The 19,736-nt window shown below is 64.0% G+C and carries 16 protein-coding genes and 1 pseudogene; 8 read left to right on the plus strand and 9 right to left on the minus strand.

Annotation, left to right across the window (positions count from 1 at the left end; genetic code table 11):
• The 3 genes from NKI16_RS15370 (at position 1) to lpdA (ending at position 4,074) form a co-directional block, all read left to right on the plus strand.
• Positions 1–1,014, plus strand: coding sequence for an alpha-ketoacid dehydrogenase subunit beta (locus NKI16_RS15370; protein ID WP_352784330.1), 1,014 nt, complete (start codon positions 1–3; stop codon positions 1,012–1,014).
• Between the two features lie 9 nt (positions 1,015–1,023).
• Positions 1,024–2,436, plus strand: a complete 1,413-nt coding sequence (locus tag NKI16_RS15375) for a dihydrolipoamide acetyltransferase family protein (protein WP_352784333.1) — start codon at positions 1,024–1,026, stop codon at positions 2,434–2,436.
• Positions 2,437–2,679: 243 nt separating this feature from the next.
• Positions 2,680–4,074: a dihydrolipoyl dehydrogenase gene (lpdA, locus tag NKI16_RS15380; protein ID WP_352784337.1), complete on the plus strand. Its 1,395-nt coding sequence runs from the start codon at positions 2,680–2,682 to the stop codon at positions 4,072–4,074.
• Positions 4,075–4,242: 168 nt separating this feature from the next.
• Here lpdA and NKI16_RS15385 read toward each other — a convergent pair whose 3' ends face one another.
• The gene (locus tag NKI16_RS15385) at positions 4,243–5,346 is read right to left on the minus strand and encodes a saccharopine dehydrogenase family protein (protein WP_352782666.1); all 1,104 of its coding nucleotides are present in this window, start codon (positions 5,344–5,346) and stop codon (positions 4,243–4,245) included.
• Positions 5,347–5,469: 123 nt separating this feature from the next.
• Between NKI16_RS15385 and NKI16_RS15390 the strand changes: the two genes are divergently transcribed.
• The 3 genes from NKI16_RS15390 (at position 5,470) to NKI16_RS15400 (ending at position 7,703) form a co-directional block, all read left to right on the plus strand.
• Entirely contained in the window at positions 5,470–5,898 is a 429-nt protein-coding gene (locus tag NKI16_RS15390; protein WP_352620919.1) for an Lrp/AsnC family transcriptional regulator, read from the plus strand.
• Positions 5,899–6,085: 187 nt separating this feature from the next.
• Entirely contained in the window at positions 6,086–6,451 is a 366-nt protein-coding gene (locus tag NKI16_RS15395; RefSeq protein ID WP_023675940.1) for a RidA family protein, read from the plus strand.
• Between the two features lie 22 nt (positions 6,452–6,473).
• Positions 6,474–7,703, plus strand: a complete 1,230-nt coding sequence (locus tag NKI16_RS15400) for an amidohydrolase/deacetylase family metallohydrolase (RefSeq protein WP_352784340.1) — start codon at positions 6,474–6,476, stop codon at positions 7,701–7,703.
• A 146-nt stretch (positions 7,704–7,849) separates the two neighbouring features.
• On the opposite strand, the gene NKI16_RS15405 is transcribed toward NKI16_RS15400, so the two are convergent.
• The 6 genes from NKI16_RS15405 to NKI16_RS15430 all read right to left on the minus strand — a co-directional run bounded on the left by NKI16_RS15405 (position 7,850) and on the right by NKI16_RS15430 (position 16,158).
• Complete coding sequence (locus NKI16_RS15405) at positions 7,850–9,637, minus strand: NAD(P)-binding domain-containing protein (protein WP_352784343.1); 1,788 nt, start codon at positions 9,635–9,637, stop codon at positions 7,850–7,852.
• 139 nt (positions 9,638–9,776) lie between these two features.
• Positions 9,777–11,810, minus strand: a complete 2,034-nt coding sequence (locus tag NKI16_RS15410) for an aldo/keto reductase (RefSeq protein ID WP_352692095.1) — start codon at positions 11,808–11,810, stop codon at positions 9,777–9,779.
• 56 nt (positions 11,811–11,866) lie between these two features.
• On the minus strand, positions 11,867–12,964 hold the full coding sequence (locus NKI16_RS15415; RefSeq protein WP_352692094.1) for an ABC transporter ATP-binding protein: 1,098 nt from the start codon (positions 12,962–12,964) through the stop codon (positions 11,867–11,869).
• Positions 12,965–12,972: 8 nt separating this feature from the next.
• Positions 12,973–13,824: a carbohydrate ABC transporter permease gene (locus NKI16_RS15420; RefSeq protein WP_023675945.1), complete on the minus strand. Its 852-nt coding sequence runs from the start codon at positions 13,822–13,824 to the stop codon at positions 12,973–12,975.
• Entirely contained in the window at positions 13,821–14,681 is an 861-nt protein-coding gene (locus tag NKI16_RS15425; protein WP_254817930.1) for a carbohydrate ABC transporter permease, read from the minus strand. The genes NKI16_RS15420 and NKI16_RS15425 overlap by 4 nt, the downstream gene beginning before the upstream one ends.
• Positions 14,682–14,886: 205 nt before the next feature.
• Positions 14,887–16,158 (minus strand): extracellular solute-binding protein, encoded by a 1,272-nt coding sequence (locus NKI16_RS15430; protein WP_023675947.1) that lies wholly within the window; start codon positions 16,156–16,158, stop codon positions 14,887–14,889.
• A gap of 106 nt (positions 16,159–16,264) precedes the next feature.
• On the opposite strand from NKI16_RS15430, the gene NKI16_RS15435 reads away from it, so the two are divergent.
• The gene (locus tag NKI16_RS15435; protein WP_352620927.1) at positions 16,265–17,137 is read left to right on the plus strand and encodes a helix-turn-helix domain-containing protein; all 873 of its coding nucleotides are present in this window, start codon (positions 16,265–16,267) and stop codon (positions 17,135–17,137) included.
• Positions 17,138–17,146: 9 nt separating this feature from the next.
• Here the strand turns inward: NKI16_RS15435 and NKI16_RS15440 are convergent, their stop codons facing one another.
• Together NKI16_RS15440 and NKI16_RS15445 are read right to left on the minus strand one after the other, a co-directional pair.
• Complete coding sequence (locus NKI16_RS15440) at positions 17,147–18,385, minus strand: M24 family metallopeptidase (RefSeq protein ID WP_352620928.1); 1,239 nt, start codon at positions 18,383–18,385, stop codon at positions 17,147–17,149.
• 188 nt (positions 18,386–18,573) lie between these two features.
• On the minus strand, positions 18,574–18,912 hold the full coding sequence (locus NKI16_RS15445) for a hypothetical protein (protein ID WP_352782294.1): 339 nt from the start codon (positions 18,910–18,912) through the stop codon (positions 18,574–18,576).
• 399 nt (positions 18,913–19,311) lie between these two features.
• Between NKI16_RS15445 and NKI16_RS15450 the strand changes: the two are divergent.
• A pseudogene (locus NKI16_RS15450) lies at positions 19,312–19,611 on the plus strand (ferritin-like domain-containing protein); the annotation flags it as partial.
• Between the last annotated feature and the right edge of the window lie 125 nt (positions 19,612–19,736).

Consider the following 19,736-nt stretch of genomic DNA (forward strand, 5'->3'; position numbering starts at 1 on the left):
ATGCCGCGACGGACCATGATCGAGGCAATCCGCGACGCCATGGACGTGTCGATGGCGCGCGACAGCCAAGTCATCGTGTTCGGTGAGGATGTCGGCTTCTTCGGCGGCGTCTTCCGCTGCACGCAAGGCCTGCAGGCGAAATACGGAAAGAGCCGCTGCTTCGATGCGCCGATCAGCGAATCCGGCATTGTCGGCGCGGCCATCGGCATGGCCGCCTACGGGCTGAAGCCTTGCGTCGAGGTGCAGTTTGCCGACTATGTTTATCCAGCCTATGACCAGATCGTCTCGGAAGCGGCGCGGCTGCGTTACCGGTCGAACGGCGATTTCACCTGCCCGATCGTCGTGAGAATGCCGACCGGCGGCGGCATTTTCGGCGGCCAGACCCACAGCCAGAGCCCGGAGGCGCTGTTCACCCACGTCTCCGGCTTGAAAGTCGTGGTGCCCTCGAACCCGTATGACGCCAAAGGCCTGCTCATCGCGGCGATCGAGGATCCCGACCCGGTGATCTTCCTGGAGCCGAAGCGGCTTTATAACGGCCCCTTCGACGGTCATCACGAGCGGCCGGTAACGCCATGGTCGAAACATGAGCTCGGCGAGGTTGCCGACGGCCATTACACGGTGCCGCTCGGCAAGGCGGTGATCCGACGGCCGGGTGCGGCGGTCACCGTGCTTGCCTACGGCACGATGGTCTATGTCGCCCAGGCGGCGGCCGAGGAGACCGGCATCGATGCCGAGATCATCGATCTGAGGACACTGCTGCCGCTCGACCTCGAGACGATCGTCGCCTCGGTCAACAAGACCGGGCGCTGCGTGGTCGTGCACGAGGCGACGCTGACATCAGGGTTCGGTGCCGAACTTTCGGCGCTGGTTCAGGAGAACTGCTTCTACCATCTGGAAGCGCCGGTGGCGCGGGTCACCGGCTGGGACACGCCCTATCCGCATGCGCAGGAGTGGGACTATTTTCCTGGTCCTGCCCGGCTAGGCCGCGCGCTGGTCGAAACGATGGAAGCCTGAGGGGGAACGATGGGCGAATATGTCATCAAGCTGCCCGATGTCGGCGAAGGCGTCGCCGAGGCCGAGCTCGTCGAATGGCAGGTCAAGGTCGGCGATCTCGTGCGCGAGGACGCCGTGCTTGCCGCTGTCATGACCGACAAGGCGACAGTCGAAATTCCGTCGCCCGTCGATGGCGAGATCGTCTGGTTGGGCGCCGAGATCGGCGACACGGTGGCGATCGGCTCGCCGATTGTCAGGTTGAAGGTGGCGGGCGAGGGTAATGTCAGGGATGCTGCGTCGCAGGCCACTGAGGCGGGCGCCAAGAATACCCCCACCGGGCGCAGTACCCCCACTCCTAACCCCTCCCCACAAGGGGGAGGGGGACGTGCCGCAACCTCCAAGGCCGAACCCGAGACCGCTCCACGATCATCTGGAAAAACACCAACGCATAAGGGACTAAGTGCGGCGGGTGGCGACTCCCCCTCCCCCTTGTGGGGAGGGGTTAGGGGTGGGGGTACTGCGCCGGCTTTCGGGGGTATAGCGCCGGTCGGTGCGCTGCGCCCCGAGGGAGAAAAGCCACTGGCCTCGCCGGCCGTCCGCCTCAGGGCGAAAGAGGCCGGCATCGACCTTCGGCAGGTCCCGGGAACCGGCCCAGCCGGCCGCATCCGGCACGAGGACATCGACGCCTTCCTGGCACGCGGACCGCAGCTCGCGAAGGCCCCTGGCCTCGCCCGCAACGAGGCGGTCGAGGACATCAAGATAGTCGGGCTCAGGCGAAAGATCGCCGAGAAGATGACGCTGGCCAAGTCGCGCATCCCGCATATCACCTATGTCGAGGAGATCGACGTCACCGCGCTCGAGGATTTGCGCGCCGCGCTCAACAAGGAGAAGCGGCCGGGCGCGGACAGGCCGAAGCTGACGCTGCTGCCGTTCTTGATGCGGGCGATGGTCAAGGCAATCGCCGACCAGCCCAATGTCAACGCACTGTTCGACGACGAAGCCGGCATCGTCCACCAGCATGGCGGCGTCCACATCGGCATCGCCGCGCAGACGGCTTCCGGGCTGATGGTGCCGGTGGTCAAGCACGCCGAGGCGCGCGACATCTGGGACTGTGCAGCCGAGGTTGTCAGGCTCGCCGAGGCGGCAAAATCCGGCACGGCGACGCGCGACGAGCTCTCGGGCTCGACCATTACCATCACTTCGCTGGGCGCCATGGGCGGCGTCGCGACGACGCCGGTGATCAATCATCCGGAAGTGGCGATCGTCGGCGTCAACAAGATGATGGTGCGGCCGGTATGGGACGGCAGCCAGTTCATCCCGCGCAAGATGATGAACCTGTCCTCCAGCTTCGACCACCGCGTCATCGACGGCTGGGACGCGGCGGTGTTCATCCAGCGGATAAAGACGCTGCTGGAGACGCCGGCGCTGATTTTTGTGGACTGATGAGATGAACAGAGGATCGCAGGGGCGTGAGATGAGAGCAGTAGCGATCCTTCGCGCCCCCCTCTGCCCTACTGGGCATCTCCCTCAAGGGGGGAGATCGGCCGTCATCCCGCCTTTCGCCAATCTCCAGCTTTGCAGGACTAAGCCGAACGCGAAAGCTGCCAATCTCCCCCCTCGAGGGGGAGATGTCCGGCAGGACAGAGGGGGTGTTGCCCCGCCGGCTCGTCGAACTAAGGTGCAATGATGAAGGAAATCTCCTGCAAGCTGCTGGTCATCGGCGCCGGTCCGGGCGGCTATGTCTGTGCCATCCGCGCCGGGCAGCTGGGCATCGACACAGTGATCGTCGAGGCAGGCAGACCGGGCGGCACTTGCCTCAATGTCGGCTGCATCCCGTCAAAGGCGCTGATCCATGCAGCCGAAGAGTTCGAAAAGCTCTCGCACATGGCCGGCGGCAAAAGTCCACTCGGCATAACGGTCGCGGCACCGTCGCTTGATCTGGCGGCGACCATTGCCTGGAAAGACGGCATCGTTAGCCGGCTGAACAACGGCGTCGCCGGCCTGCTGAAGAAAGCTGGCGTGAAGACGGTGCATGGCTGGGCGACATTTCGCGACGGCAAGACCGTTGCCGTCGAGACCGAGATCGGCATGCAGGTGATCCGCGCCGAAACGGTGGTGATAGCGACCGGCTCGGCGCCGGTCGAGCTGCCATCGCTGCCGTTCGGCGGTCCGGTCATTTCGTCGACCGAGGCGCTGGCGCTGAGCGAAGTTCCGGAGAGGCTGGCGGTGGTCGGCGGCGGCTATATCGGGCTGGAACTCGGCATCGCCTTTGCCAAGCTGGGCGCCAAGGTGACCGTGGTCGAGGCGTTGCCGCGCGTGCTGGCGCAATATGATGCGGAACTGACCCGGCCGGTGGTGAAGCGGCTGGCCGAACTCGACATCGAGGTGCTCGTGAACGCCAAGGCCAAGGGGCTGTCCACTAAGCGCGACGCGCTGCTGGTCGAGACGAATGGCGGCAAGAACGGCAAGATCGCTGCCGACAAGATGCTGGTCACGGTCGGTCGCAAGCCGGTGACCGAAGGCTGGGGGTTAGAGCAGATCGACCTCGACATGGCCGGACCCTTCATCCGCATCGACGACCAGTGCCGCAGCTCGATGCGCGGCATCTTTGCCATTGGCGACGTCACTGGCGAGCCGATGCTGGCGCATCGGGCCATGGCGCAAGGCGAAATGGTCGCCGAGATCGTCGCCGGCCACAAGCGCAGCTGGGACAGACGAGCGATCCCGGCTGTCTGTTTCACCGATCCGGAGCTGGTCACCGCAGGCCTGTCGCCGGAGGAGGCCAAGACCCGTGGCGAGATCAAGGTCGGACTGTTTCCCTTCACCGCCAATGGCCGGGCGATGACGAAGTTGGGCGAGGACGGATTCGTCCGGGTAGTGGCGCGGGCGGACAACCATCTGGTGCTTGGCATCCAGGCCGTCGGCCAGGGCGTGTCGGAACTGTCGACGGCGTTTGGGCTGGCGCTGGAGATGGGCGCGACGCTGGAGGACATCGCCGGGACGATCCATGCCCATCCGACACAGGGCGAGGGTTTTCAGGAAGCGGCGCTGAAGGCGCTGGGGCACGCACTGCATGTCTGATGGCTCGCGCTCTCCCCCCTTGAGGGGGAGATGGCCGGCAGGCCAGAGGGGGTCGGTTCGACTGGATGCGACCTCCCTTGCGACAGATGGAGGTTGGCGCTCTACGCGAGGCGATCCCCTCTGTCGCCTTCGGCGACATCTCCCCCTCGAGGGGGGAGATTACGCAGCTCACCCCGCAAGCCGGCTAACCATTTCGTGCTGCGCATAGGCGCGGCCGAAGCGGTTGGCCAGGAACGCGTCGAGCGCGATGTCCTCCTGCTTGATGAAACCTCTTGCCGGCAAGGTGCCGTCGGCGAGCATGTCGAGCACCGCGCAGATCGCCGATGCGGTGGTGATCTGGATGGCGCTGCGCACCGTTTCGCCGTCGCGCCTGGCGTAGATCTTGTTGGCGTAGGTTTCCTGCAGCAGACGGCCGTTCCTGCGGCCGCTGACGGTGACGAAAACGATGACCACGTCCTGCAGCGTCGCCGGCAGGGCGCTTTCAAAGATGTCCTTCAGCACGTCGCGGCGGTGCCGCAGGCCGAGGTCGTTGAGCAGCGCCTTCATGATCGCGGCGTGGCCGGGATAGCGAATGGTGCGGTAGTTCAGCGTGCGCACTCTGCCCTTCAGCGTTTCCGCCAGCGTGCCCAGCCCGCCCGAGGTGTTGAACGCCTCATAGGTGACGCCGTCGAGCGAGAATTCTTCACGCTCCTCCAGCGGCGGCACTTCGATCAGCTCGCCTTCGACGATCGCCTCGCAAGGCTCGCAATATTCGTTGATGACGCCGTCGGTGCTCCAGGTCAGATTGTAGTTCAGCGCATTCGACGGGTACTGCGGCAGCGCGCCGACCCGCATGCGCACGCTTTCCAGCGTGTCGAAGCGGCTGGCGAGATCGTTGGCAACGATCGAGATGAAGCCCGGCGCCAGACCGCATTGCGGAATGAAGGCGCTGCTGCCGGAACGAGCCAGTTCCTTGACCCGCCTGGTGCTGACGACGTCCTCGGTCAGATCGAGATAGTGCACGCCGGCGCTGGCCGCCGCCTCGGCGATGCGCGTGGTCAGATGGAAAGGCGCGGCGCTGAGCACCGCGAATTTGCCGGCCAAGGCCGCTTCGAGGGTGCCGGCGGCCTCGATGTCGAGTTCCAGCGTCTCTACGCCGGCCGGCAGTTCGGCCGCGCCGAGCTGCGCCGCCGAGCGGTCGATGAGCGTGACATGGTAGTTGCCCGTGGAAGCCAGCATCTCGGCAATGGTCGAGCCGATCTTGCCGGCGCCGACGACGATGATTTCCTTCATGACCGGTCCCTCGCACCAATGCTAAATTCACGGTTAGAATCGCAGCTTGCCTGTCGAAAGGAAGCGTGAGATTGTACGAAACGCAGCCTCTCTTTGGGCAAGATGCCGGTAAGGTTCGTCGAAATGCTCAGCGATGCCGACCAGGCTCTGCTTTCCCTGCTGCGCACCAATGCGCGCGCCTCGACCGCCGAACTGGCGCGGCGGCTGGGCGTCTCACGAACGACGGTGCAAAGCCGGATCGAGCGGCTGGAACAGCGCGGCATCGTCGCCGGCTACGGGGTCAGGCTGTCGCCGGATTACGAGCAGGGGCTGGTCAGGGCGCATGTCCTGCTCACCGTCACCCCCAAGCTTGCCGACAAGGTGGTGCGCAGCCTGCAGGCGCTGGCACCGGTTCGCACGCTGCACTCGGTCAGCGGCAATTTCGACATGATCGTCATCGTCGAAGCGCCGTCGATCAGGGATCTCGACACGCTCCTCGACCAGATCGGCGCCATGGACGGAGTCGAGCGCACGTCGTCGTCGATCATCCTGTCGACGCGGATCGACCGCTGAGCGGGCTGGTGTCGCGGGTCCAGACGCTGGCGCGAAGGATCACCGAGCGCAGTGATCGTTCTGGCGCTCTCGCGGCAAAGCGATATAGGCTTCGAAAATGTTGGATGAGACTCGCAGAGAGGCCGCGTCCTCTCGCGCCAAGCTGACAAGTCGCGCGGTCACGCAACGATTTCCAGAGGAGGCCTCCTTGCCCAAGCAGTGTTTTGGAAAATCCCATGTGCCGTTGTCGCCGGCGGTCAGGGCCGGCGATTTCGTCTATGTCTCAGGCCAGGTGCCGGTCGGCACAGACGGGCTGGTGGTCAAGGGCGGCATCGCCGAACAGACCGAGCAGGTGCTGTCGAACGTCAAGGCGGCACTGGCGCTGGCCGGCTGTACCCTGGACGACGTAGTCAAGACGACGGTCTGGCTCGAAGACGCCCGCGATTTCGGCATCTTCAACACCGTCTATGCCAGGCATTTCCCGAAAGACCCGCCGGCGCGCACGACAGTTGAGTCGCGGCTGATGATCGACATCAAGATCGAGGTCGAGGCCGTTGCCTACAGGCCGGCCTGACGGGAAAGTGGAGACAGGCGCGATGCAATTCGATCTCCTGATAAAAGGCGGCCGCCTCATCGATCCGGCCTCCGGCCTCGACGCGCAGCGCGATCTGGCGATTGCCGACGGCCGTATCGCCGCGATCGACACCGAAATCCCTTTCGAACGTGCCGCCCGCGTCATCGATGCCACGGGCTCGATCGTCGCGCCGGGCCTGATCGACCTGCACAGCCATGTCTATTGGGGCGGCACGTCGCTCGGCGTCGATGCCGACCGGCTCGCCGCAAAGAGCGGCACCACCACCTTCATCGATGCCGGAAGCGCCGGCGCCGGCAATTTCCTCGGCTTTCGCCGCCACGTCATCGAGCGCTCGAAAGTCCGCATCCTGGCCTATGTCAACATTTCCTTTGCCGGCATATTCGGCTTCTCGCAGACCGTGGCGGTCGGCGAGTGCAGCGACCTCCGGCTCTGCGAACCGCGCGAGACGGTAGCGGCGGCTCGCGAGCACGCGGACGTGGTTGTCGGCGTCAAGGTCCGCTCGGGTCGCCATGCCGGCGGCACCAGCGGCATCGCGCCGGTCGATCTCGCGCTCGAAGCCGCCGACAAAGCCGGCCTGCCGCTGATGGCGCACATAGACGAGCCGCCGCCGGGCCGCTCGGAAGTGCTGCCGCGGCTGCGCAAGGGCGACATCCTCACCCACTGCTTCCGGCCGTTTCCCAACGCGCCGGTCTTCGCCTCGGGGGCGGTGCGGCCAGATATGCGGCTGGCGCGCGAGCGCGGCGTCATCTTCGATATCGGCCACGGCATGGGCTCGTTCGATTTCGAAGTGGCCAAGGCGATGCTCGGCGAGGGGCTGGCGCCGGACGTGATCAGCAGCGACGTGCATCTCTACTGCGTCGACGGGCCGGCCTTCGACATCCTGGTCTGCATGTCGAAGCTGCTGGCGCTCGGCATGCCGCTGGTCGAGGTGCTGCGCGCCGCCACGCAGCGCCCTGCCGAAGCGATCGCCAGGCCCGATCTCGGCAGGCTTGCGGTGGGTGCGGTCGGCGACATCGCGGTGTTGCGGCTGCGTCCGGGCCGCTTCACCTTTGTCGATTCGGTCGGCGCCTCGCTGGTCGCCGAGCAAAGGCTGGTCTCGGACGGAATCGTGGTCGGCGGCAGCTGGTGGCCGAACGAGGCGGTGGACGATCTCGGCGAGACCGAACGCTTCGAAGCGCATGCGCACGACACGCATGTCGACATGGTGAGCCGGCATTTCGGGCGTGGGTGATCTCCCCCCTTGAGGGGAGATGTCGCCGAAGGCGACAGAGGGGGTCGGTTCGACCGGGCTCGTCTTCCTGCAACGGATGGAGGTTGGCGCTCGACGTGCGGCGACCCCCTCTGGCCTGCCGGCCATCTCCCCCTCAAGGGGGGAGATCACAGCTTCACCCCCGGCGCTCCATAGACCGGCGTCGCAATGCCTTCCATGCGCGCCTTGATCTGCAGCGCGACGTACTTCGAATAGAAGCGCGACAGCGCCAGATTGCCGCCGTGGAACCACAGCGCTTCCTGTGCCGTCGGCTTCCACATGTTGCGCAATTCGCCTTGCCACGGACCCGGGTCGCCTTTCACGCCCGAGCCAATCCCCCAGCACGGGCCGACCTTGTCGGCGACTTCGCGCGAGACGATCGCCGCCACGGTTTCGTTCATCGAGAGATAGCCGGTGCAGGCGATGATTGCGTCGGCCGCCAGTTCGGTGCCGTCGTCGAAGAGGATGCCTGTCTGCGTCAGCGACTTGATCCCGACGCCGCTGCGGATGCCGATCTCGCCGTCGATGATCAGGTCGCAGGCGCCGACATCGATGTAGAAGCCCGAGCCGGTGCGGTAGGCCTTCATCAGGAGCCCGGTCTCGTCGTCGCCGAAATCGATGGCGAAGCCGGCGCCGCGCAAGCGATCGTAGAAGGCCGCGTCGCGCGCCTTGATGATGTCGTAAAGCGCCCGCTGGCCTTGCGGCAGCAGCGCGAACGGCGTCGAGGCGACGATCATGTCGGCCTTCTCGGTGGTGATGCCGCGGGCCAGCGCCTTTTCCGAAAAGATCTCGAAACCGATCTCCATCAGCGTGTCCGACTTGACCACCGTCGTCGGCGAGCGCTGGACCATGGTCACCTCGGCGCCGCTCTCCCAGAGGTCGACGCTGACGTCATGGCCGGAACTTGCCGCGCCGATGACGGCGACCTTTTTGCCGCGGAATTTCTCGCCGCTGGAATACTGGCTGGAATGCAGGATCTCGCCGTTGAAGACATCGGCACCCGGCAGGTCGATGCGCCTGGGCGGGCCATAAGCACCGGTTGCAAAGACGATGTGCCTGGGCTTCAGCGTGATGTGCTCGCCGGCGCGGTCGAGCTCGACCGTCCAGATTTTTTCGGCGTCGTCGTAGGACGCGCTGACGCATGTCGTGGAGGTCCAGTAATTGAGCTCCATGACGCGCGTATACATTTCCAGCCAGTCGCCCATCTTGTCCTTGGGCGTGAACACCGGCCAGTTCTCGGGAAACGGGATGTAGGGCAGATGGTCGTACCAGACCGGGTCGTGCAGCACGAGCGAGCGGTAGCGATTGCGCCAGGAATCGCCGGCCTGAGTGTTCTTCTCGATGACGATGGCCGGCACGCCCAATTGCCTGAGCCGCGCCCCCAGCACGATGCCGCCCTGGCCGCCGCCGATGACCAGGCAGTAGGGCTGTTGGCTAACGCCGAGGTCACGCGCCTCGCGGCGCCTCGCCTCCAGCCAGGTCTCGCGTTCCGGGTCTGCCTTGTGGCGGACGCCCAGAGGCCGCGCCGGGCCCTTGCGCTCCTCCAACCCCTTGAGATCGCTCATCGCCGTAAACAGCGTCCGGCACTTGCCGTCCCTGAGGCGCATGACGCCTTGCCCCCACGCCGATGACGTCTCGAAAGAAAACCAGGCCTCGATCACGCCCTCGTCCGAAGTCGCTTCGCCGCTGAGCTGCCACCGGGCAGGCTTTGTCGTTGCCAGCGTCGCCGCCAGCATGTCGCAGATCGCGGCGCGGCCCTCCATCGTCTTGATGTTCCAGGTGAAGGTCAAGAGATCGCGCCAGTAGCAGTCCTCGACGAACAAATTGGTTGCCGCCTCGACGTCGCCGGCCTCGAGCGCCCGGGCAAAGGAATCGAGCCAGGTGGCTGCCTGTTTCGTCGGTGCGATGTCGAGCATCTGTCTTCCCTAACTTCCAGTGACCTTTGCGCTGCCCTTATTCTTACCCTTTCCCTGTTCTTTGCGGGAGAGGGTGAGGGCAGCGCAAACAGTCCGGAAGCTAAGGGCGCAGCGTAGGCCGAAGCGACTGCCGCTGCTGTCAGGCGCGCGCGCGGGCCTGATCCGAACCGCTATCCAGCCATGCAAGATCATCCGGCGAAAGCGAAATGTCGAGCGCCTGGAGGCTGTCTTCCAATTCGTCGAGCGTGCGCGGCCCGATCAGCGGGACGGACGGAAAGGGCTGCGCCAGGACATAGGCGAGCGCGACGTGGATCGGGCTCTTGCCCAGCCGTCTGGCGAGCTCGATGGCACGGTCACGACGGCCGAAATTCTTCTCCGAGTACCAGACCCGGACCAGCTCCTCATTATCGCGCCGGTCGCGGCCGGCGCGGTCGGTGAAGAAGCCGCGGCCCTGGCTCGACCAGGCGAAATTCGGCATCTGCCGGGCGGCGAGCCAGGCCTTCCATTCGTCGCTGGAGGAGGTGACGCAGCCTGCCCAGATCGGCTCCAGCATTTCGGCCAGCGAGAAATTGTTGGAAAGCGCGCCGGGCTTCTGCTTCCCGGTGCGCTCGGCATAGGCAATCGCCTTGTCCATGCGTTCCATCGTCCAGTTCGAGCCGCCGAACGGACCGCGAATGCGGCCGGCCTTGACCTCGCGGTCCATCGCATCGACGAATTCGTCGACCGGCACATCCGGATTGTCGCGGTGCATGAAATAGACGTCGATATGGTCGGTCTGCAGCCGTTCGAGCGACTGGGTGAGCTGCTTGCCGATGACGTCGGGATAGCAGAGCGGCGAGTGCGCGCCCTTGCCGATGACCACCGACTGCTCGCGCACGCCGCGGTTCTTCAGCCACTGGCCGAGCAGCGTCTCGGTATAGCCGGAACCGTAGACGAAGGCGGTGTCGAACAGATTGCCGCCGGCCTCGAAATAGGCATCGAGCAGGATGGCGCCCGACGAAAAGGTGCGGAAATCCTCGAAGCCGAGCGCCAGGCACGAGGCCGGCCGCGGCAGGCCCGGAATGCTGCGCTTGGGGATGGCGGTTCCGCCGGAGCGCAGCTTCCGTCCGGAGATCGTGTTGACGCGCTTTGCCGGTTTCTCGATGTCGTATTCGAGCCCGATTGCCGCCCGCCATTTGTCGAGCACGCGCAGATTGCCGAGACTGTCGGCCCAGCCCATGCCGGGCCAGGTGAACTCCTGCTTTCCGCCGAGAATGGCCTCGCCGGCGGCGTCGACCTCAAATGCGTACAGCCAGCCGTCCTCCGTGACCTCGACCACCTCGGTGTCACCCGGACGGACGATGCGGATTTCGCCGGTGCCGCCTTGCTGGCCGCCGGCATACCAGAAATCCGCCACCTCGATGCGGCCTTTGCTGCCGACAATACGCAAGACATTGTCCTGAGCGAGCGAGATGCTGCAGGACACTTCCGCGACGATGCCGCCCGGAAAATGCAACAGCGCCGACGCCCATTCGTCGACGCCGGATTGGCCGAGATGCGCAGCGCCGACGACTTTGTCCGGCTCGGCGAAGGGCTTTCCCACTGCTGCGCCGGCAATCAGCCGCGCCATCGAGACGGGATAACCGCCGACATCGAGAATGCCGCCGCCGGCGAGATCCTTGGCGTAGAGACGGTGCTCCGGCATGAAGCCCGGCATGGCGAAGCCGAAGCTGGATTTGATCATCTTGATGTCGCCGATCGCGCCGGCCCTGATCACCTCGACCAGCTTGGCCGTCTGCGGATGCAGCCGGTACATGAAGGCTTCGCCGAGAAAGGTGCCGGCCTTGCGCGCGGCATGGATCATGGCGTCGGCTTCGAATGCGGTCAGGCCAAGCGGCTTTTCGCAAAGCACGTGCTTTCCGGCCGCGGCCGCCTTGATCGCCCATTCGGCATGGCTCGGATGCGGCGTCGAAATATAGATCGCGTCGACATCCGGATCGCCAACCAAAGCCTCGTAGCCGTCGAGGATGCGGGCGCCGGGGAAAGCCTCGGTGAGCCCCGCCTTGCCGGGATTGCGCGCCCCTAAGGCGACCAATGTGCCGGTGCGCGAATGGGCGACGCCCCCGGCAAAAGCCTTGGCGATGTTGCCGGGCCCGAGAATGCCCCAGCGAACTTTTTCTGGTTTGGACGTCATGTCAAATCTCCGTGGGGTGGCCGCGAGCAATCGCGATCGGACAAAAGAAAGATGGGTTAGCGAATGCGTGCGCCGGTGGCGTCGAAGAGAAGCGAGCGGTCGGCTTTGATCGACACCACCAGGTCGTCGCCGTTCGCGCGATGCCGCGAGGCCTCGCGCTCGATGATCAGTTCCTCGCGTCCGCCCCCGGTACCGGAATTGGCATAGACATAGCTCACCGATCCCAAGTGCTCGGCGACGTCGGCCTTGAGGGTAAGGTCGCAATCACCCTGGCCGGCGTCGAAGAAATGCTCCGGCCGCACGCCAAGCACAACATCGCCGCCTGTTGCAGGCAAGGCATCCGAAAGCGGCTTGCGCAGTCGCGCGCCGTGATGATTGACCAGTTCGACGACCGCCGCACCGTTGTCGGCCCCGACCATTTTTGCCGCCAAGAAGTTCATTTTCGGCGAGCCGACGAAGCCGGCAACGAAGCGGTTGGCGGGGTCGTCGTAGAGATCGAGCGGCGCGCCGATCTGCTCGATATTGCCGGCGTTGAGCACGACGATCCTGTCGGCCAGCGTCATCGCCTCGGTCTGGTCGTGCGTCACATAGACCATGGTAACGCCGAGCTCCTTATGAAGGCGCGATATCTCGACGCGCATCTGCACCCGGAGCTCGGCATCGAGATTGCTGAGCGGTTCGTCGAACAGGAACACTTGCGGCTCACGCACGATGGCGCGGCCGATGGCGACGCGCTGGCGCTGGCCGCCCGACAATTGCCGCGGCCGCCGCTTCATCAGCTCGGCGATGCGCAGGATTTCGGAAGCCCGCTTCACCCGCCGCTCGGTATCTGCCTTGGCGTTGCCGGTCATTCTCAGGCCGAAGCTCAGGTTCTGCTCGACCGTCATGTGCGGATAGAGCGCGTAGGACTGGAACACCATGGCGATGCCGCGATCGGCCGCCTCGACGTCGTTCACCACCTTGCCGCCAATGGCGATCTCGCCGTCGCTGATGTCCTCGAGCCCGGCGATCATCCGAAGCAGCGTGGACTTGCCGCAGCCGGAAGGGCCGACGAAGACGACGAATTCGCCGTCATCGATGTCGATATTGGCGCCGTGGACGATCTCGAAGACGCCGAAGCGCTTGATGACGTTTTTGAGTGTGACTGCCGCCATGCTGATCCTTACTTGATGGCGCCGGCGGCGATGCCGGCAACGAAATGGCGCTGCAGAAGCACGAACACGACGAGCATTGGCGCCGTCAGCATCACCGCGCCCGCCATGATGCCGCCCCAGGACACCTTGGTGAGACCGATCAGCGTGCCGAGCGCCACGGGCGCGGTCATTGCGCCCGGCTTGGAATTGATCAGCAGCGGCCAGAGATAGTTGTTCCAGGAGGCAAGGAAGAGGATGATGGCGAGCGCCGCCAGCATCGGCCGCGCCAGAGGCAGTGCGACGAACAGGAATATCCGCCATTCCTTGACGCCCTCGACCTTGGCGGCGTCGAACAGCTCGTGCGGCATCATCGAAAAACTCTGCCGCATGAAGAGCACGCCCAGCGAATTGAACAGCGGCGGCACGATCAGCGCCACCCAAGTGTTGGCGAGCTTGAAGTCGCGCGCCACCATGATGAATTGCGGGATCAGCACGACCGCATAGGGCAGCGTGATGGTGCCGAAGATGATGGCGACGACCATGCCCTTGCCGAAGAAGTTGTAACGCGCCAGCGCCCAGCCGGCCATCGAGGTCAGCATCACCGACAGGAAGGTATAGGTCACCGCCACGGAGACGGAGATGCCGATGGCGCCGATGAAATTGGTGCCGCGCTGCAGATTGCTGACATTGTCGAGGAAATTGCCATGCGGCAAAAGCTCGATGTCGGGGCTGAAGATGCCGTTGTCGGGCATCGTCGAAAAAACCACCATCATCCACAGCGGAAACAGCCAGACCAGCGCCAGCGGCGTCAGGAACAGATGCAGCGCGATGCTGCGTCCCAATCTGGCCTGGGAACGGCTGACTCTTGAGTGCGAGGTCATTTCGGTTCCCTCGTCAGCCATATCTGCACCAGCGAAATGGCAATCGCCAGCCCGGCCATGGTGTAGGCGACGGCCGAAGCGTAGCCGAAATTGAGCGACCGGAAGCCCTGGCGGTAAAGCAGCAGCCCGAGCGTTTCGGTGCCGCCGCCCGGCCCGCCGCGCTCGGTGATCAGGAAGGGCTCGGTGAACAGCTGCATGGTGCCGATGATCGACAGCACGGCGCAGAACACAATGATCGGCTTGAGCAGCGGCAGCGTGATGTAGAAGAACTGTTTGACCTTGCTGACCCGGTCCAGGGTCGCCGCCTCGTAGACATCCTCGGGAATCGACTGCAGGCCGGCGAGCAGGATGATGGCGTTGTAGCCGGCCCAGCGCCACGTCACCGCCATCATGATCACCGCCATCGCCGGGGTGACGTTGGTAAACCAGTCGACACTGGGCAGGCCGATGCTGTTCAGCAATTTGTTGATGATGCCGTAGTCGAGATTGAACATCAGCCGGAAAACCGCCGAATAGGCGACCTCGCCGACCACGACCGGCGCGAAGAAGGCAAAGCGGAACAGGCCACGGGCCTTGAGCAGTGGCGAATTCAAAAGCACCGCCATCACAATCGCCAGCGAAATCATCACCGGCACCTGGATGACAAGGATCAGCAATGTGTTCTTCAAGGCATTGAAGAAGGCCGGATCGCCGATCAGCCGGCCCCAGTTGAAGGTCGGCGCGAAGCGCCACGGCACGGTGCGCGTCGCCTGGAACGAGATCAGGAACGAATCGATGATCGGCCACAGCCAGAAGATCGAAAAAATCAGCAGATACGGCGCGAGGAAGCGATACGCCGTGGCGTTCTGGTAGCGCATCGTTTTCCTCCTTTCTGCTTTCAAGTTCTTGCCTTCTCCCCTTGTGGGAGAAGGTGGATCGGCGCGAAGCGCCGAGACGGATGAGGGGTGTTGGAAGGAATGCCGTCCGAGCCAAGCTGGAGCACCCCTCATCCGTCGCCTTCGGCGATCCCTTCTCCCACAAGGGGAGAAGGGGAGCCGCGCGCTCGGAGCCGCCTCGTCTAGATCACGACTTGACCGGCAGGCCGGTCGCCGCTGCGATCTGGCTTGCGGCATCGTCGAGCGCTGCCTTGGCGTCGGGATAGCCGCCGGCCAGATATTTGGTCTGCACCGCGCGGATGATGATTTCGGCGTCGCTCTGGAACGGCGTGCCGCGGCTGGGGACGACCTTGGGCAAGGTGCCGAGGATGTCCTTCCACACGGCTTGGCCACCCCAATAGGGCAGGCCTTCGGAGACATAAGGGTCGTTGAGCGCCGAGATCAGCGACGGCACCAGGCCGAAGCCTTTCAGCATGGTGATCTGGCCCTCATTCGTGGCAAGCGTGTATTTCAGATAGGCGTAGGCGGCTTCCTTGTTCTTCGATACCGAGGTGATGGCGAGCGAGGAGCCGCCGAGATTGGCGGCGCGCGGACCGTCGGCGGTCAGGCTCGGCATCAGATAGACGCCCCATTTGCCTGCCCCATCGGGCGATTCGGTGCGCACGGTGCCTTCATACCAGCCGCCATACATCTGCGTGGCGACCTTGCCGGCGGTGTTGTTGGTGATCTTGGTGCTCCAGTCGGCAGAGGAAATGATGCCGGCGTCCTTCATCTCCTTGATCTTGGTCATGGCATCGACGCATTTGGGCTGGTTGACCGTGATCGATTGCCCGTCGGCGGAGAAGTAGGCGCAACCCTGCTCGTTGGAGATCATGCGGAAGAATTCGGAATCGCCGTTGAAATCGGCGTTGGTCATCGTGACGCCGGGATTGGCGGCCTGGATTTTCTTGGCGGCGGCGATGAAATCGTCCCAGGTCTTGATCGAGGACGGATCGACGCCAGCCTTCTCGTAGAAGTCGCGGCGGTAGAACATCGCCACTGGACCGGAATCCCAGGGCATCGCATAGGCCTTGTCGTCAACCTCGAGCTCGGTACGCTTGAAGTCGGGGAATTTTGCCTGGTCTTCCGCGGTGTAGCCGAGCGTATGCAGGTCGACGAAGCAATCCGGGAACTGGCTCCAGTAGTTTTCGGCTTCGCCGTTCTCGATCGTAACGATGTCAGGCAGCCCCTCGCCGCCGGCAGCACAGCCGGCGATCGATTTGTCGTAGGTCGGCTGGTTGCCAAGGTCCTCGACCGTCACCTTGATGTCGGGATACTGCTTGTTGAAGCCCGCTATGGTGGCCTTCAGCGACGAAGCGGCGATATTCCAGCTCCAGATCGTGATTTCACCGGACTGCGCAAAGGCCGGGCTGGAGCCCAAGGCAAGCGCGAGCGCGGCGCAGGTCAATTTTATGCGCATTGAAATCCTCCCATTTCAGTTGCTCTCTGTTTGCGAGCGTGGCTAGACTAGGCCTCGGGAAAGCCTTGTCCGCGACAAAGGGAATAAGAAATGAGCGGAAAGTAAGATGCCGGAAAGGCCGTTTTACCAGCCTGGCGCCAGCAGCGTGGAGGGCCTGCCGCTGCTGCTGCAGATGTTCCACACCCAGCCCCTGGTGATGCTCAAGCCGCATTGGCACGCCCAGGTCGAGGTGAATTTCATCGTGCGTGGCGCCGTGCATTACCGCATGGACGGGCACGGGCTTTCGCTTTCTGCGGGCGAGATGTGCCTGTTCTGGGGCGGCCTGCCGCACCAGATGGACGAAGCCTCCGACGATGCCATCTATGCCGGCGCGCATCTGCCGCTGGTGCATTTCTTCCGGCTGCATTTGCCCGTGGAGGTGCGCAACAGGCTGATGACCGGCGCGACGCTGGTGACCGACGCCACCGACCGGTCGGACGACCACAATTTCGAGCGCTGGAACCGCTATGCCCGCTCCGGCGACCCGGTCAAGGCCGAGCATGCCGTCAACGAGCTTTTGCTGCGGCTGGAGCGGGTGCGCTTCGAGCCTTACCGGCTGGTGCCCGAAACCCCGGTCGAACAGGAGATAGGCAGTCCCTTCGATCAGCAATCGCTGCGCAATGTCGGGCGCATGTGCGACTTCATCGCCGAGAATTTCCTCTACGAGATTGATTGCGTCGACATCGCCGCGGCGGCCGATATCCATCCCAAATACGCCATGAGCATCTTCAAGAAATCGACCGGCATGACGCTCAATGAATATGTGAATTTGCTGCGCCTCAGCTACGCGCAGGCGCTGCTGATGCATCAGGATGCCAATGTGCTGCGCGTCGCCATGGAATCGGGCTTCGGCTCGCTCAGTGCCTTCAACAAGTCGTTCCGCAAGCTTTCCGGCATGTCGCCGTCGGATTTCCGCAGGGGCGTGGCCGGCGCCAGATAACGGCTGGATTCAGCCGATAATATCCAGGCGCCTCGGCAGGCGGTTCATCGGCGACGGCCCGTTGGCGGTGATCAGGAACTGGTCCTCGAGATTGAAGCTGGCGAGACCGTCGATGTAGAGCGGGATCTCGAATGCCAGCACCATGCCGGCCTCGATCACGACATTGCTGTCGGCCGAGATGAACGGCCATTGCTCTGAAAACACGGAATGGCCGACGCCGTGGCCGAAATGGCCGCGGCGATAGGAATGCAGGCCCTGGCGCGCCAGGCTTTCGCTGGCGGCGCGATGCACGGCGGCTAACGGCTTTCCGGGCATAAGCGCGGCAAGCCCGTCGGCGAAGGCGCGTTCGGCTATCGCATGCAATTCGGCCTGTTCGGGCGACGGCGGCCCGAAGGTGAAATTCCGCGACATATCCGAGGCATAGCCGTTCACGCTGCACACCATGTCGGCCTTCAGCGGATCGCCGGCGCCGGCGACGGCGTCGGCGCCTTTTGGGCGAGCGCCCAGCGTGACGTATTCCGCCGTCGAGATTTGCTGCGACGACCCGGCGGCTGCATCCGCGACGCCTTGCCGGTAAAGCGCGACCAGCTCAGACTGACGCATGCCGGTCGTCGCATGCTGCTGCAGCCGCGACAGGCCGGCTTCCGACAGGGCGATGCCCTGCTGCAGAAGGTCGATCTCGCTCTGCGATTTGATTGCCCGCAGCCTGTCGAGAACCGGCGAGCCGTTGACCAGGGCAGTGCCCGGCAACATCGCCTGCATCGCGGAAAAATCGCTGGCCGAGACGAAATCCAGCTCGATGCCGAGCGTCGCACGCTCCAGCCCGAATTCTGCGAGGATCGTTTTCAGCTCGCGGACGGAGCGGGCAAGCTCGAAGGTCGCCGGACGTGAAAAACCGGGGGCGCGGCCAACCAGGCCGGCCTCGATGCGCTGCGCAACAGGCCGGTCGGCCGTCGCAGGCTCGAGCGACGCCGATTCGATCCAGATCGCATGCGTGCGCAGCACGGCGCCGGCCATCGCCGCCCGGAGCTGGGCAGCCTGGAAATCCGCCACCACGACGCCGATCGGCAGGTCGCCTCGCTTGGGAATAACGACGAAACCGGCGCCGGCCCGCCGGAACAGGCCGGCCGGGCCGATCCAGGCACCAGTGGCATATTGGAACGCCTCGGGCTCGCAAAGCACCAGCGCCTCGATGCCGGCGCGCTGCATCAGGTCAGTTGCGCGCTCGCGGTCGACAAAGCCGGTCATGGGATCTCCTCGAATGCACTCGAATCCGACGCCGATGCGGCGGCGTTTGGCTTTAGCGTAGCTTCAGTGCCGCCGTGGAGCAGCTTTTTTCTGGAAGCGCTGTTCACCTTGAGAGTTCGTCGCCTGGAAACGAAAAAAGCCGCGGCGAACCACGGCTTTCAACGCGACAAGTGGTCTGTTTCGAATGCTTACTCGGTTTCGTCAGAGGTGTCGTCGGCAGTGTCTGCCGCGTCTTTCGCGGCCTTTCTATCCAGCGCTGCCTGCAAGGCCAGCGTAGCCTGCGGTGAGGCCGGTGTCGTGGCAACGACCGCCATTGCATGAGCAACGCCGGTCGTCGACTTGTCCTTGGCCGCGGCGGAAGTGGCGGCTCCGTGTCCCTGCGAGCCGGCCCCGGCCGAGTTTCCGCCGTTACCGTTGCTGCCGCCATTGCCGTTGCCATTGCCATTGCCCCCGGGAGCAGCGAGGACCGGAGACGCGACAAGGGTGAGAGCGGCTACAGTCGCGAATAGACGGGTGCGCGTTTTCATAGTTCCTCCTTCGAGTCGCCCTCCCGCCAGGATGGGTTCCAGATGAAAAACGTCAGGACTTCCGAATCCGAAAGTCGGCTGTTACCTAGCTTTGTTCAAATACAGTATTCTACAAGACGGACCTTGGTCCGAAATCGATACGCAAAAGTCCTGAATTTGTCGGCAGCGTACTTCGCGCGACCGCAGCGGCGGGATTTTGCTGCCGGCAGATCCAGCGCCGCTACAGCGCAGTGTGCGTCGGCTGACATGAGGCTAGGGTCGAGGAAACCTAGCTGCTCGGCCATCGGTGAGATCATTCAAGGCGATTGAGGAACATTCCACAGTTCGTGAAGTTGGAGGCGCAGGCGCGCTTTTGAGGTGCCAAAATGTTTGATGCCGGCGGTCTTTTGGGAGGAAGCCATGATCCGCGTCACGCCTGCATTTCGTGTTTCGCGCCGCCGCGCATTGCAGTTTGGCCTGGGAGCCACGCTCGCTTCGGCCACCGGCCTTGCCCCGGTTTCCCGGGCCTATGCGCAGGATGAGGTCAAAGACGACATTTTCCGGTTCGCCCTCAATCTCGAATATATGGAAGCCGAATATTACCTGCGCGGTACAACCGGAAAAGGGATCGAAGACTCGGATGCTGGCCCGAAGGCCGGCGCTGTCGTTGGCGGCAAACAGGTCAGCTTTGACACGCCTGCAATCGGCGAGTTCATGCGCCCATGGCGTCCAAAAAGCTAGTGAGTTCAAATGGCTCGCACGAAAAGATTCGAACTCCTGACCCCCAGATTCTGGTCTGAGAGTCGAGATCTAGGCGGTTCGAACGTGTCCCCTACTCCGTCAAC

The organism is Mesorhizobium sp. M0698, from assembly GCF_040320455.1.
Lineage (GTDB): Bacteria > Pseudomonadota > Alphaproteobacteria > Rhizobiales > Rhizobiaceae > Mesorhizobium.